This is a genomic window from Mesorhizobium sp. WSM1343, from assembly GCF_055901535.1.
On the sequence record NZ_CM148370.1, the window covers coordinates 3420750 to 3433928 of the forward strand.

Sequence of the window (13179 nt, forward strand, 5' to 3'; positions counted from 1 at the left end):
AGTCGACTACCCACGGTCTCGATCGAGCAGCCGCCGCAGCATCGGTTCGATGCGTGACAGTTCGTCGAGATGCGCCGCCGACAGCTCGGCCAGGCAATCGTCGGCGCGCTCGGTCAGTTGCAGCAGCACGCGGCGATGGTCGTCCTTGTCCTGATCCCTTGTGACCAGCCCTGCCTCGCCGAGACGGTTGACCAGTTCGACGGCGCTGTGGTGGCGAATGCGCAGGCGTTCCGCGAGATCGCCAACCGTCACCGGGCCGCCGCCGGGGAATCCCTTGATCGCCAGCAGCGCCTGATGCTGGCGCGGGGTCAGGCCGGCGTCTTCCGCCTGGACCTGGCTGAATTCGAGGAACCGGCGGATCAGGTAGCGAAACTCCGACAGCCGCTGGTAATCGGCCTGGCTGATGGCGGGACGTTGTTCTCGTGGCTGCGACATATCAGACATGTGTTCGTTTTCCGGCGAAAGCTCAAACGGATTTCGGGCGAAACCGGCTTGAATATTTATATCGTGTTACGATACATAGCCACCGACAAACCCGGCTGGCCGCTTCGACCGTGCCGCACCCCAGACATACGGCCGCCGCCAGGAAGCAACTGCCATGAAGACCCATCATTCGAACCCGGAGCACCTGCGCGATTTCACCACGGATCCCAGGGTTCTGCTCGTCGCCGCCATTGCCGTGGTGGTGGCGACAGCCGGGTTGTTTGCCGGCATCGCGCTTTTGAAGCTGATCCGGCTTGCCACCAACATTGCCTATTTCGGCCAGTTCTCGCTTGCCGACCTGAAGCTCGAGAACACGCCGCTTGGGCTTGCCGCCGTCCTCGTTCCGGTGATCGGTGCGCTGATCATCGGCCTGATGGCGCGCTATGGCAGCGAGAAGATCCGCGGCCACGGCATTCCCGAAGCCATCGAGGCGATCCTGCTCGGGCGCTCGAAACTCGACGCCAAGGTGGCGATCCTGAAGCCGCTGTCGTCGGCGATCTCGATCGGTTCCGGCGGACCGTTCGGCGCGGAAGGACCGATCATCATGACAGGCGGCGCGATCGGCTCGCTGATCGCGCAGATGCTGCCGGTCAGCGACAACGAGCGCAAGACCCTGCTGGTGGCTGGTGCGGCAGCGGGCATGACCACGGTGTTCGGAACACCGATCGCCGCCATCATGCTGGCGGTCGAACTGCTGCTATTCGAATGGACCCCGCGCAGCTTCATTCCGGTGGCGGTCGCGGCTGTTATCGCCGAGGTCGAGCGCACCATGCTGCATCTGCCCGGGCCGATCTTTCCGTTTCAGGGCGGCATGGAGGTGTCTTTTGTCGGCCTTGCCGGCTGGGTGGCGATCGGCGTTTGTGCAGGACTTCTGTCGGGACTGCTGACGCAGATGGTCTATGCCTGCGAGGACGGTTTTCAGAAGCTGCCGATCCACTGGATGTGGTGGCCGATGCTTGGCGGACTGGTGGTCGGCATAGGCGGGCTGATCGAACCGCACGCGCTCGGCGTCGGCTATGACAACATCACCGACATGCTGGATGGCCGCACCGTCGCGACGGCGGCACTCCTGCTGCTGGTGGTCAAGGCGATCATCTGGTCGGTAGCGCTCGGCTCGGGAACGTCGGGAGGTGTGCTGGCGCCGCTGTTGATCATGGGCGGGGCTATGGGCGCTGTGCTCGCCGGCGTTCTGCCTGCCGCGGATCCGGGTTTCTGGGCGCTGCTGGCAATGGCCGCCACCATGGGCGGCACGATGCGCGCGCCGCTGACCGCCACGTTCTTCGCCGTCGAACTGACCGGCAACACACATATGCTGGTGCCGCTGATTGCCGCCTGCGCCGCGGCGCATGCCGTGACCGTGCTTCTGATGAAGCGTTCGATCCTGACCGAAAAGATCGCCAGAAGGGGACACCATCTGGTTCGCGAATACCGTGTCGACCCTTTCGCCCTGACCAGGGTGCGCGAGGTGATGACGTCGCAGGTCGAAAGCGTGCCGGCGACGATGACGCTGCATGGCGCAGCAGCCTTCCTGACGGCGCCGGAAACACGGCATCCGAGTTTCCCGGTGGTCGACGAGAACGGTCAGGTGCTGGGCCTCATCGATCCGCCGGCGATATTGCGCTGGAGACGCGCCGGCACGCACCGCACCACCACGCTTGGCGCGTTGCTGGCCGGCAGCAAGGTGACGCTGGCCTATCCGGACGAATATCTCGAAGGCCTCTCCGACAAGCTGCTGATGGCCAACGTCTCCCATCTGCCCGTCGTCACTCGCGAAGGCTCGTTGCTGGTCGGCTATGTCGGCTGGAAGGATTTGATGCGCGTGCGGTCCAGGAAACAGGCCGAGGAGCGCGAGCGTTCGACCTTGCTTGGCTTCGGCACCAGACGCAGGAAAAAGGACGACGCGGTCGAAAGCCTTTAGATACTCTCTCCTCGCTTCGCCCACTCCAGCACATAGAGCCTCAACGCCGAGGACAGGTTGGTGTCGCGGGGCCGCGTCTCGTCGACTTCGGCGACAAGAGCAGCGAGCGTCAGCTCCCTGGTCGCCGCGATCGCGACGAGGTCGTCATAGAAGGGCTTTTCAAGCGAGTAGCTGGTGCGGTGACCGCGAATGGTCACCGAACGCTTTTCGACCGGGCTCATTGACGGTCGGGGTCGCCGGGCTTTTCACGACGATGCCCGGCGACAAAATTATCGGCCTTGTCGGCGACCATGCGGTCGCGTTCCTTTTCGGCCTTGGAGCGGCCGTGCAGCGCGCGGTTCTGTTCGGCGGCGCGCAGCTTTTCGTCCCGCGCCTTTTGCTTGCGGGCCTGGCGGAGATTGACGATTTCGGCCACGGCGTAAGTCGCCGGCCTATTTCTTGCGGAAGGCGTCGAGCGAGACCACTTCGGCGCCCTTGGTAGCGGCGTCCGCGGCCGCGGGCTTCTTCTCCGCCTCGGCGGCGGCCTTCTTCTCGGCCTTCGGCTTTTTCTCGGAGACGATGGTCAACGGCTCCGGAGTTGGCGCAGCCGGTTCATCGGCTGCCGCACCATCCGTCTTGACGTCGAATTCCAGTTCGAAATTGACCGAGGGATCATAGAAGCCGCGCACGGCCGAGAACGGGATTTCGAGTTTTTCCGGCACATCGGAGAAGGACAGGCCAACCTCGAAGCCGGTATCGGTCACCTTCAGGTCCCAATACTGGAACTGAATGACGATGGTCATCTGCTCGGGATAGCGCTCGCGCAGCCGCGAGGACACGCGTACGCCCGGCGCGCCGGTCAGGAAGGTGATGAAGAAGTGGTGGTTGCCGGGGAGGCCGGTGCGCGCGACCTCGGCCAGGACCTTGCGCATGACGCCGCGCAACGCCTCCTGGGCCAGAATGTCGTAGCGGATGTGGTCGTCGGCCATGTGGCGGTCGGGTTCCGTTGAATCGTCCGCATAGCTGTAATCAAGCTTGAGCGCGGCGTAAACCGCATATAGATCACCCTCGCGCGGAAGCGAAGACTATTGCCAGCGATTTGATCGCTCAGGCGCTGGCGAGCGCGCTTTGCTTTTCGGACGATGCCGCGGAGCGGCGCTTGCCGAAGGCGCGCAGGAAGGTACGCACGCCATTGGTCGCGGATTGCAGCACCTCGTCCTCGCGCGGCGAGCCGCCAAGCATGAACGTGGTCTGCAGTTCGGCATTGACGAGGCCAAGGAACTGGCGTGCCGCCACGTCCGGGTCCTCGATCGTGAGATAGCCGCCATAGGCGAGGCGGGCGAAGCGGGCGGCGATTGCCGGCCATGTCCTGCCCGGTCCCTGTTCGCGCCATTCGGCAAACAGTTCGGGATAGCGCTCGCCTTCGGTCTGGATCAGCTTGCGCAGGAATTTTCCATCGCGGTTGCAGATGCAATTCTGATTCAAACGCACCGCAAAGCCGATCAGGTCGGCTTCGAGATCCCCCGGCTGATCGGGGAAGGTGGCAATGGTGGCGAAGATTCCGGCATTGCAACGTTCGGTCAGATCACGGACCACAGCGACGAACAGTTTTTCCTTGTCGCCGTGATGGTTGTAGATGGTCTGGCGCGAGACGCCGGCTTCGGCGGCGATCAGGTCGATGTTGGCGCCGGCGAAACCTTCGCGGCAAAACACGGTGGCGGCGGAGTCGACGATCGACAGGCGCTTGGCCTCATGACCGCGTGGCGGGAAAATGTCAGGAGAAACGTGCAGCTTCATAAAAAACTATATAGAGGCGATTGACGATTTAGACAAGAGTGTCTAAATTTGTGGACACAAGATAAAGAGATTTCGCATGAGAGAGACGAACAGAACTCGCTCTCGAGGTGTCGGAATCTCACGGGATGGAACGTCCTAGGTTAGACGCCGCCTGGCGGCGGCAACCAGATTTGAAAGAAGCCTCTATCATGAGTCCCAAATTCCTCCGCATCGCGGTCGTGCTCGGCTTGTTGTCCGCCATCGGCCCGTTCGCCATCGACATGTATCTGCCCGCGCTGCCGTCGATCGGCGCCGATCTGCATGCCGGCACCGCTGCCGTGCAGATGAGCCTGTTGATCTTCTTCCTGTCGATGGGCTTTGGCCAGATCGTCGTCGGGCCGATCTCCGACATGGTCGGCCGCAAGCTGCCGCTCTACGGCGGTCTTGCGCTGTTCATGGTCGGCGGCATCGGTTCGGCAATGGCGCCGACCATCGAATGGCTGATCGCTTTCCGTTTCCTGCAGGGCCTTGGCGCCAGCGCCGGCATGGCCGTTCCGCGCGCCATCGTGCGCGACCTGCACACCGGTAATGAGGCCGCCAAGCTGATGTCCTTGCTGATGCTGGTGTTCTCGGTGTCGCCGATCCTGGCGCCGCTGACAGGCAGCGTGATCATCGAGAGTTTCGGCTGGCGCGCCGTGTTCTGGACGGTGACGGGCGCGGCTTTGCTGGCCACCATCCTTCTGGCAACCTCGCTCAAGGAGACGCGGTCGGTGGAAGATCGCGCCGGGTCCTCGTTCGGCACCGCGCTGTCAGCCTACCGCTTCCTGATGGGCGACCGTAACTTCCTTGGCCTGACGGCGATCGCCGGCTTCGGCATTGCCAGCTTCTTCGTCTATCTGTCGAGTTCGTCGTTCATCCTGATCGACCATTACGGGCTGTCGCCTTCGGTCTACAGCGTGTTCTTCTCGATCAACGCGGTCGCCTTCATCGGCATGTCGCAAATGACGGGGCTGCTGGCCGAGCGCTTCGGCCTGAGGCGCGTGGTGCGTGTCGCGGTGACCGGCTATGCGACGACGATGGTGGTGCTGTTCGCGGTGATGGCGACGGGGATCGATCGGCTCGACGTGATGGCGGCGCTGCTGTTCGTCGGCTACGGCTTCCTTGGCCTGGTCATTCCGACCACCTCGGTGCTGGCCATGGAAGAACATGGCGAGATTGCCGGCACGGCGTCGGCGCTGATGGGCACGCTGCATTTCGCCATCGGCGCACTCGCCATGGGTGTTGCCGGCGTGTTCTTCGACGGTACGCCGCTGCCGATGGTGGCCGGCATCACGCTCTGCGCGGTGATTTCCTTCACGCTGGCCAAGTTCACGCTCGGCCGCTCGCGCGAGGCCGTCGAGGTGCCGGCTGAGTAGTAGACTTTCGATGAGAACGAAGGGGCCGGCTCATGCCGGCCTCTTTGCCATTGGGCGCGGACAGTTCCGTCCGAAAGGCGTTGACGACGCCCGGTTTCGGCTGTAGCAGCGATGGTCATGATGATCGCAACGGCTCTCGTGGTGGTAGGAAAGCGCATGGGCAGGATGGTGTAACCATCCGGCGATAGCCACCCATGCGCGGTAAACAGGCTCCTGACGGGGCCTTTTTTTATGCCCGAAATCCGGGCGATGCCCCGTCAATCATCCTCATCACGCAATACACCACGGATCAGAACCATGACGGGCGAGAACCCTATTCAAACCGCGAGCAAGCGCATGACAGGCGCGGAGATCGTTCTCCACGCACTCAGAGACAATGGCGTAGAGCATGTCTTCGGCTATCCTGGCGCCGCCTTGCTGCCGATCTACGACGAGATATTCCAACAGGATGACATCAAGCATATCCTCGTGCGCCATGAGCAAGGTGCGGGCCATGCCGCCGAAGGCTATGCACGGTCTACGGGCAAGGTCGGCGTCATGCTCGTCACATCCGGTCCAGGCACGACAAATGCGGTAACGCCACTGCAGGATGCGCTTATGGATTCGGTGCCGATCGTCTGCCTGACAGGACAGGTGCCGACAACGCTGATCGGCTCCGATGCCTTTCAGGAATGCGACACGGTCGGCATTACGCGGCCCTGCACCAAGCACAATTCGTTGGTCAAGGACGTCAACGAACTGGCGTCAACGATCCACAGGGCTTTTCACATCGCCAAGTCCGGACGACCGGGACCTGTCCTCGTCGACATGCCAAAGGACGTCCTGTTTGCCACCGGCGTGTACACGCCGCCCTCGGATGCTGCTGCACTGAAGAGCTGTCGGCCGACGGTGGAGAGCGACATCAACGAGATCGGCAAGGCGATAGAGTTGATGGCCAATGCCCGTCGTCCAGTCATTTATACCGGCGGTGGCATCGTCAATTCCGGCATGGAGGCATCGAGACTGCTGCGGGAGCTTGTCGAACTGACTGATTTCCCGATCACCTCGACTCTCATGGGGCTTGGCGCATATCCGGCATCCGGCAAGAACTGGCTGAAAATGGTCGGCCTGCACGGATCGTACGAGGCGAACATGGCCATGCATGAGTGCGACGTTATGCTCTGCATCGGCGCCCGCTTTGACGATCGCGTGACTTCGCGCGTGGAGGCTTTTTCACCGAGCTCAAGGAAGATCCATGTCGATATCGATCCCTCCTCGATCAACAAGACCGTCCGTGCCGACGTCGGCATCCAGGGCGATGCCGGCAAGGTGGTGGACAGCCTGGTTCGCTCATGGCGTGCGCTGCCGCAAAACCCTGACAGAAGACGCCTCGACGAATGGTGGAAACAGATCGCGCGCTGGCGCGGGCGCAACTCCTTCTCTTACGAAATGAGCAACGAGGTGATCATGCCGCAATACGCGGTCGAGCGTCTCTACGCGCTGACGAAGGATCGCGACACCTACATTACGACCGAAGTTGGCCAGCATCAGATGTGGGCGGCCCAGTTCTACGGTTTCGAAAAGCCGCGTCGCTGGATGACGTCGGGCGGCCTTGGTACGATGGGTTATGGCTTGCCGGCGGCATTGGGCGTGCAGATCGCGCACCCGGAAAGCCTCGTCATCGATATTGCCGGCGACGCATCTGTCCAGATGACGATGAAAGAGATGTCGGCGGCGGTTCAGTACAATGCGCCTATCAAGATATTCATCTTGAACAACTCTTACATGGGCATGGTTCGCCAGTGGCAGCAAATGCTTCACGGAAACCGGCTTGCGCATTCCTATTCCGAAACTTTGCCCGATTTCGTCAAACTGGCTGAAGCGTTCGGTGCGGTCGGCGTACGTTGTGAGAAGCCGGCCGACCTCGATGATGCGATTCAGGAAATGATCGATGTAAACCGGCCGGTGCTCTTCGACTGCCGTGTTGCCGAACTCGCCAATTGCCTTCCGATGATCCGGACGGGCAGAGCCCATAATGAGATGCTCTTGCCCGGCGAGACCTTCGCCAGTGCAACCGATGAGATCGGCCAGGGACTGGTATAGACCCCAGAGCGGGATGCATTCGAATTGAATAGTGCATCCCGCTCGATTGCGTCCGACTTCAAGGCTACACCCCGGTTTGCGCCAGCACGAAGCGCAGCCGCGCCTCGACGGGGGCCAGCGGCAACGGAACCATCTCATAGCACAGTTCCGTATAGACGCCGACCAGCGCATGGTGGGTACGCTCGGCCTCGTCGAGCGTCTGCCTGCGCTCTTTGTCCTGCGCGAAGATCTCCGGCCAAAGCGGGGCGACGAAGACGCGCCGATGATAGCGGAAGCGCTCTGCGGCAGCGTGGGCGTGTTCGGGTATCGGCAGGCCGCTCAGGCTGAGATAGCCGAGCGTGTCCGGAACGCCGCGATCGAAAAAAACAGGACGCCCGGTCTGTTCTTGTGCAATTTGATACGAGCGCATCTCCCATGACAGCATCAACTCGACGAACAGGGCGCGATCGTGCCAGGGCAAAGCGGGTCCGCCAATGGCGGACTGGTCGCGGATAATGCCACGCCCGGCTTCGACCGAGGTGGCAAAGCCTGCGTGGCGCAGGGCTTCGATCAAGGTGGTCTTGCCGGAGCCGGGACCGCCGGTCAGCACAAAAAAGCGATCGGAATCGTTTTGCATGTTTTGTCCATGGCGAGGGAGCACGCGGCAGGGCGCGTTCGCGGCGGAACTGCCGTCGCGCATGCTGGATATCGGAGGAGGGGAGAAGTGGAGGTTTCTGTTGCCAGGTACCTCCGAACCCCGCCTAGAAGTGCGAACCTCTAGGGCTTGATTTGAAGCTATCGCACCGCTTACGCGGCGAGACGTGCTTCCGCATAGTTGTCATTTGCAACTACAGGTTTAGCCCGATGACGGTGGTACTATGCCGGGCAAAAGTACGATCTTTACACCTTCGTCGATCCTATTTCGCCCCCAGCAAAAACCGCTCTGTCGTCAACAGCGGCTTTTGGTGGAGGCGCCGGGTACCGCCCCCGGGTCCGAACGGCTTATTTCATCGCCCATTTATCGCCATAGTCGGTCAAGCCGACAAACCGAATATAGGGGGCGATCGCAGGAAATGAAAGGCCGCAATGGCACTTTGTCCCCGTGTCAAAACCGCAAGTCCGAAGGGTTGACTTGAGCGCGGTCTCAACCGAAGCTTTGCCCCGGTGAGGAGTTACCGACATAGCGCACAAGTTGCAGCAGCGCGCCACAGCCCTCATCGATCGGATCCGTGGCGCCGACGAGGGAATTTTGATGGCCGACTATCTTGCAGACGTGAAGAAATACGATGCCTCGGCGAGTGCCGACGTGGTCGACAAAATCGTGAAGCATCTTGGTATTGCGCTTCGGAACCGCGATTCCTCGCTGGTGTCTTGCACCGATCCGAAGGAACTGGAGCGCGTCAAGGCTGGCTGGGTTGCCAAGAAGCTCGGCATATCGGACGACAACAAGGCTGACGCTTCGATCGAGAAGGTCTGCAAGGCGATGGCCGCCGACAATACCAAGAACCGGGTTACCTTCTACTACCTGGTTGCCAAGGACCTGGGTAAACTCGGCTCCCTCTGACGGCCGCGCTTCAATTCGCCGGGCTGGCGCGGTCCATGCGCCAGCCGGTGATGTTGTTGGGGACTGGCTGGCTTCGGGCATGGCTTGCGCGCTGCTTTGTGGTGTTCGATCGCCCGTCTGTCAGTTATGATGGCTGGACAACCGAATCGAGCCGGAACCGATGCGCCAGTATCTCGACCTCCTGCAGCACGTGCTGGACAACGGCGCCGACCGCGGCGATCGCACCGGCACCGGAACGCGCTCCGTCTTCGGCTACCAGATGCGTTTCGACCTGGCGCGCGGCTTTCCCGTCACCACAACCAAGAAGCTGCATCTCAAGTCGATCATCCATGAGCTTCTGTGGTTCCTGGCCGGCGACACCAACATCAAATATCTCACCGACCATGGCGTCTCGATCTGGGACGAATGGGCCGACGAGAATGGCGATCTCGGCCCGGTCTACGGCAAGCAGTGGCGTTCCTGGCCGGACGGCCATGGCGGCTCGATCGACCAGATCGCGAATCTTCTCAAGGAAATACGCAGAAATCCTCAATCGCGGCGGCTGATTGTTTCGGCATGGAACCCAGCCGAGGTGGAAGCGATGGCGCTGCCGCCCTGCCACTGCCTGTTCCAGTTCTATGTTTCGGAAGGGCGGCTTTCCTGCCAACTCTACCAGCGTTCCGCCGATATCTTCCTTGGCGTGCCGTTCAACATCGCGTCCTATGCCCTGCTGACCTTGATGGTGGCGCAGGTGACAGGGCTGAAACCCGGCGATTTCGTCCACACACTTGGCGATGCGCACCTCTACTCGAACCATTTCGAGCAAGCACGCGAACAGCTGCGGCGCACGCCGAGGACGCTGCCGACGATGTGGATCAATCCGGAGGTGAAGGACCTCTTCGCCTTCCGCTTCGAGGATTTCCGGCTGGAAAACTACGTCGCCGACGCGTCGATCAAGGCGCCGATCGCGGTCTAAGGCCGCAAATTTCAGTCGATGCCGACCATCACGTCCGAGGCTTTGATCACGGCATAGGCCTGCTTGCCCTTTTCGAGCTTGAGATCGGCGACGGCCTCGTTGGTGATCGAGGCGGTGACGATGGCGCCGCCGCCAATGTCGATCCTGACATGCGAGGTGGTGGCTCCCTTGACGATCTCGGCGATCGTCCCTTGAGGACGTTGCGGGCGCTGATCTTCATCGGAGTTTCCTTTCCAAGGTTTCTTTGCCGGTCTTACCAGAACAATTGGTGTCGTACAGACGCTTTCATGAGGCGCCGGGCCTTCCCTTGTTATATTCATACGGATATATCGGTCAGCAGGCTTCGAGCCGGCCGGATTTCAAACCAGGGAGAGTTTTCCATGACGCGCACAGGTTTTGGATCTAGGGCGATCGCCATTGGCGGTTTGGCTGCGGCGCTGATGGCAGTCGTGCCGGCAGCGCATGCGGAAGACAAGGTGGTGGTGTTTGCCGCAGCCAGCCTCAAGGACGCGCTCGACGCGGTGAACAAGGCCTGCGAGGCCGATGTCGGCGAGGCGGCGACTGTCTCCTATGCCGCGAGCTCGGCGCTGGCCAAGCAGATCGAGGGCGGGGCGCCTGCCGACGTCTTCATCTCGGCCGATCTCGACTGGATGAAATATCTCTCCGACAAGAAGCTGACCAAGCCGGACACCGAAGTGAAGCTGCTCGGCAATCGGATCGTGCTGGTGGCGCCGAAGGACTCGGCGGTCGACACCAGGATCGAGAAGGGTTTCGACCTCGCCAAGCTGATCGGCGACGGCAAGCTCGCCATGGGCGATTTCAAGGCGGTGCCGGCCGGCAAATACGGCAAGGCCGCGCTTGAATCGCTCGGCGTCTGGTCCTCGGTCGAGGGCAAGGTGGCGCAGGCCGAAAACGTGCGCGCGGCGCTGAAACTGGTTTCGACGGGCGAAGCCGCCCTTGGCATTGTCTATGCCACCGACGCGCATGCCGAAAAGGGCGTCAAGGTGATCGGCACCTTCCCGGAGGATTCGCATCCGCCGATCATCTATCCGGTTGCCCAGACCGCCGATTCGAAGGACAAGGATACGCCGGCTTTCCTGAAATGCCTGCAGTCGGCCAAGGCGGCCGCGCTGTTCAAGGATCAGGGATTTACCGTGCTCGCGCCGAGCAACTGAGTTCCAAGGGGCACTATGAACTGGCTGCTGGACCTCACTCCCGACGAATGGAATGCGGTCCGGCTGTCCATCAAGGTGGCAACGGTGGCGATGCTCGCCAGCCTGCCGCCGGGCATCTTGATCGCGCTTCTGCTTGCCCGGGGACAGTTCTGGGGCAAGGCCGTTCTCAACGGGCTGGTGCATTTGCCGCTGATCCTGCCGCCCGTGGTGACCGGCTATCTGCTGCTGCTCACCTTCGGCCGGCGCGGCCCGGCCGGTGCCTTCCTGGCGGAGCATTTCGGCATTGTCTTCTCCTTCCGCTGGACGGGTGCGGCGCTGGCTTGCGGCGTCATGGGCTTTCCCCTGATGGTGCGGGCGATCCGGCTGTCGATCGAGGCGGTGGACCGTAGGATGGAAGCGGCGGCGGGAACGCTCGGCGCCAATCCGCTCTGGGTGTTTGCCACCATCACGCTGCCGTTGATCCTGCCCGGGCTGATCGCCGGCGCCATCCTGGCCTTCGCCAAGGCGATGGGCGAGTTCGGCGCCACCATCACCTTCGTTTCCAACATTCCCAATGAGACGCAGACATTGCCGTCGGCGATCTACACCTTCACGCAGGTGCCGGGTGGCGATGAAGGGGCGCTCCGCCTGACGCTGATTTCCATTGTCATCTCCATGGCAGCACTTGTGGCTTCGGAGGTGCTGGCGCGGCGTGTCGGCCGGCGGCTGGACATCGAATGAGCGTTCTCGTCGACATCAGCCATCGGCAGGGCGGTTTCGCCATCGGCGCCCGCTTCGAAAGCGCCGGGCGGCTGACGGCGCTGTTCGGAGCGTCGGGGTCGGGCAAGACGACGCTGATCGGCATGATTGCCGGGCTGATCCGGCCCGACAAGGGACGCATCGAGGTTGACGGCCGTGTGCTGGTCGATACCGGTGCCGGCATTTTCGTGCCGAAGCACAAGCGCCGCATCGGCATGGTGTTCCAGGACGCAAGGCTGTTTCCGCATTTGAGCGTTGCCGGCAATCTTCGCTACGGCCGCTGGTTCACGCCGCCGGCGGAGCGCTACGCCGATATCGATGCCGTCGTCGACCTGCTCGGCATCGGGCCGCTCATGAACAGGCGGCCGGCAAAGCTCTCAGGTGGCGAGAAACAGCGTGTGGCGATCGGCCGGGCATTGCTTGCCAGCCCCAGACTGCTGCTCATGGACGAACCGCTGGCCTCGCTCGACGAGGCGCGCAAGGCCGAAATCCTGCCCTATGTCGAAAGGCTGCGCGACGAGATCAAAATCCCGATCGTCTATGTCAGTCATTCGGTCGCCGAAGTGGCGCGGCTGGCCAGCGACGTGGTGATGCTGGCGCAGGGCAATGTCGTTGCCAGCGGGCCGACCGAGGCGGTGATGCAAAGGCTCGACCTGTTGCCGGCGGAGGAGCGCGGCGAGGGCGGCGCCGTGCTGGACACCAAGGTGCTGCATCACGACGAGAGTTTCGGCATGACCGTGCTCGGCTCGGCTGCGGGCGAGCTCCGGGTGCCACAGCTGGCGATGAAGACAGGTACGCCGGTGCGCATCCGTATCCGCGCACGCGATGTGATGATCGCCACCGAAAAGCCGAGGGGTCTCAGCGCGCTCAACATCCTGCCGGGAACCATTACCGCGATGAGCCCCGGCGAGGGACCGGCGGTCGAGGTCGGTATCGACTGCAATGGCGCAACCGTGCTTGCCCGCATCACCGAACAGTCGCGGCAGGCGCTGAAGCTTCATCTTGGCGGCAAGGTTTTCGCGGTGATCAAGACGGTGAGCTTCGATCGGGCGAACACCGGCGCCGGCCTGCCCGCCGAGACGGATGGATGATCCCGCTATGTCTTTTTGGAATAG

Annotated in this window: 14 protein-coding genes, 1 other RNA gene and 1 pseudogene; 8 read left to right on the forward strand and 8 right to left on the reverse strand. The window is 62.2% G+C overall.

Going from position 1 to position 13179, the window contains the following annotated elements; genetic code table 11:
* Positions 1–6 precede the first annotated feature (6 nt).
* Positions 7–444, reverse strand: coding sequence for a MarR family winged helix-turn-helix transcriptional regulator (locus AC0NIL_RS16535; protein ID WP_013531012.1), 438 nt, complete (start codon positions 442–444; stop codon positions 7–9).
* A 154-nt stretch (positions 445–598) separates the two neighbouring features.
* On the opposite strand from AC0NIL_RS16535, the gene AC0NIL_RS16540 reads away from it, so the two are divergent.
* A complete protein-coding gene (locus tag AC0NIL_RS16540; RefSeq protein ID WP_013531013.1) occupies positions 599–2401 on the forward strand; it encodes a chloride channel protein in 1803 nt (600 codons plus the stop codon).
* Here the strand turns inward: AC0NIL_RS16540 and AC0NIL_RS16545 are convergent.
* From AC0NIL_RS16545 to AC0NIL_RS16560, 4 genes are all read right to left on the reverse strand, one after another.
* Positions 2398–2622 (reverse strand): ribbon-helix-helix domain-containing protein, encoded by a 225-nt coding sequence (locus AC0NIL_RS16545; protein WP_027034890.1) that lies wholly within the window; start codon positions 2620–2622, stop codon positions 2398–2400. The genes AC0NIL_RS16540 and AC0NIL_RS16545 overlap by 4 nt on opposite strands.
* Positions 2619–2816 carry a DUF4169 family protein gene (locus AC0NIL_RS16550; RefSeq protein ID WP_275952758.1) on the reverse strand — a complete coding sequence of 66 codons (198 nt, stop codon included), beginning with the start codon at positions 2814–2816 and terminating at the stop codon, positions 2619–2621. Before AC0NIL_RS16550 ends, AC0NIL_RS16545 begins: the two co-directional genes overlap by 4 nt.
* Before the next feature lie 16 nt (positions 2817–2832).
* A complete protein-coding gene (locus tag AC0NIL_RS16555; RefSeq protein WP_013531016.1) occupies positions 2833–3369 on the reverse strand; it encodes an SspB family protein in 537 nt (178 codons plus the stop codon).
* 118 nt (positions 3370–3487) lie between these two features.
* Positions 3488–4177, reverse strand: a complete 690-nt coding sequence (locus tag AC0NIL_RS16560; protein ID WP_013531017.1) for a TetR/AcrR family transcriptional regulator — start codon at positions 4175–4177, stop codon at positions 3488–3490.
* 188 nt (positions 4178–4365) lie between these two features.
* On the opposite strand from AC0NIL_RS16560, the gene AC0NIL_RS16565 reads away from it, so the two are divergent.
* Complete coding sequence (locus AC0NIL_RS16565; RefSeq protein WP_275952759.1) at positions 4366–5571, forward strand: multidrug effflux MFS transporter; 1206 nt, start codon at positions 4366–4368, stop codon at positions 5569–5571.
* A gap of 297 nt (positions 5572–5868) precedes the next feature.
* Positions 5869–7653, forward strand: coding sequence for an acetolactate synthase 3 large subunit (locus tag AC0NIL_RS16570; protein WP_275952760.1), 1785 nt, complete (start codon positions 5869–5871; stop codon positions 7651–7653).
* Positions 7654–7717: 64 nt separating this feature from the next.
* Here AC0NIL_RS16570 and AC0NIL_RS16575 read toward each other — a convergent pair whose 3' ends face one another.
* Both AC0NIL_RS16575 and ssrA read right to left on the reverse strand, forming a co-directional pair.
* Complete coding sequence (locus tag AC0NIL_RS16575; protein WP_275953158.1) at positions 7718–8269, reverse strand: AAA family ATPase; 552 nt, start codon at positions 8267–8269, stop codon at positions 7718–7720.
* Between the two features lie 86 nt (positions 8270–8355).
* Positions 8356–8715: a transfer-messenger RNA gene (gene ssrA, locus AC0NIL_RS16580) on the reverse strand.
* Positions 8716–8884: 169 nt separating this feature from the next.
* Between ssrA and AC0NIL_RS16585 the strand changes: the two genes are divergently transcribed.
* Both AC0NIL_RS16585 and AC0NIL_RS16590 read left to right on the forward strand, forming a co-directional pair.
* Positions 8885–9196, forward strand: coding sequence for a DUF2853 family protein (locus AC0NIL_RS16585; RefSeq protein WP_275952761.1), 312 nt, complete (start codon positions 8885–8887; stop codon positions 9194–9196).
* Between the two features lie 160 nt (positions 9197–9356).
* Positions 9357–10151, forward strand: coding sequence for a thymidylate synthase (locus tag AC0NIL_RS16590; protein ID WP_024501420.1), 795 nt, complete (start codon positions 9357–9359; stop codon positions 10149–10151).
* Positions 10152–10162: 11 nt separating this feature from the next.
* On the opposite strand, the pseudogene AC0NIL_RS16595 reads toward AC0NIL_RS16590, so the two are convergent.
* A pseudogene (locus tag AC0NIL_RS16595) lies at positions 10163–10371 on the reverse strand (TOBE domain-containing protein).
* A 160-nt stretch (positions 10372–10531) separates the two neighbouring features.
* Here AC0NIL_RS16595 and modA point away from each other — a divergent pair.
* The 3 genes from modA to modC are packed head-to-tail and all read left to right on the forward strand — an operon-like array spanning position 10532 to position 13155.
* A complete protein-coding gene (gene modA / locus AC0NIL_RS16600; RefSeq protein ID WP_224621277.1) occupies positions 10532–11326 on the forward strand; it encodes a molybdate ABC transporter substrate-binding protein in 795 nt (264 codons plus the stop codon).
* 15 nt (positions 11327–11341) lie between these two features.
* Positions 11342–12046 (forward strand): molybdate ABC transporter permease subunit, encoded by a 705-nt coding sequence (modB, locus tag AC0NIL_RS16605; protein ID WP_473572010.1) that lies wholly within the window; start codon positions 11342–11344, stop codon positions 12044–12046.
* Positions 12043–13155 carry a molybdenum ABC transporter ATP-binding protein gene (gene modC / locus AC0NIL_RS16610; protein WP_473572008.1) on the forward strand — a complete coding sequence of 371 codons (1113 nt, stop codon included), beginning with the start codon at positions 12043–12045 and terminating at the stop codon, positions 13153–13155. The genes modB and modC overlap by 4 nt, the downstream gene beginning before the upstream one ends.
* Positions 13156–13179: the final 24 nt, after the last annotated feature.

Bases quoted from the DNA above. Each gene is read 5' to 3' on its own strand.
- AC0NIL_RS16545 (WP_027034890.1), bottom strand. From the start codon at position 2,622: ATGAGCCCGGTCGAAAAGCGTTCGGTGACCATTCGCGGTCACCGCACC.
- AC0NIL_RS16590 (WP_024501420.1), top strand. From the start codon at position 9,357: ATGCGCCAGTATCTCGACCTCCTGCAGCACGTGCTGGACAACGGCGCC.
- AC0NIL_RS16575 (WP_275953158.1), bottom strand. From the start codon at position 8,269: ATGCAAAACGATTCCGATCGCTTTTTTGTGCTGACCGGCGGTCCCGGC.
- AC0NIL_RS16570 (WP_275952760.1), top strand. From the start codon at position 5,869: ATGACGGGCGAGAACCCTATTCAAACCGCGAGCAAGCGCATGACAGGC.
- AC0NIL_RS16535 (WP_013531012.1), bottom strand. From the start codon at position 444: ATGTCTGATATGTCGCAGCCACGAGAACAACGTCCCGCCATCAGCCAG.
- modB (WP_473572010.1), top strand. From the start codon at position 11,342: ATGAACTGGCTGCTGGACCTCACTCCCGACGAATGGAATGCGGTCCGG.
- AC0NIL_RS16555 (WP_013531016.1), bottom strand. From the start codon at position 3,369: ATGGCCGACGACCACATCCGCTACGACATTCTGGCCCAGGAGGCGTTG.
- modC (WP_473572008.1), top strand. From the start codon at position 12,043: ATGAGCGTTCTCGTCGACATCAGCCATCGGCAGGGCGGTTTCGCCATC.
- AC0NIL_RS16540 (WP_013531013.1), top strand. From the start codon at position 599: ATGAAGACCCATCATTCGAACCCGGAGCACCTGCGCGATTTCACCACG.
- AC0NIL_RS16585 (WP_275952761.1), top strand. From the start codon at position 8,885: ATGGCCGACTATCTTGCAGACGTGAAGAAATACGATGCCTCGGCGAGT.
- modA (WP_224621277.1), top strand. From the start codon at position 10,532: ATGACGCGCACAGGTTTTGGATCTAGGGCGATCGCCATTGGCGGTTTG.
- AC0NIL_RS16565 (WP_275952759.1), top strand. From the start codon at position 4,366: ATGAGTCCCAAATTCCTCCGCATCGCGGTCGTGCTCGGCTTGTTGTCC.
- AC0NIL_RS16560 (WP_013531017.1), bottom strand. From the start codon at position 4,177: ATGAAGCTGCACGTTTCTCCTGACATTTTCCCGCCACGCGGTCATGAG.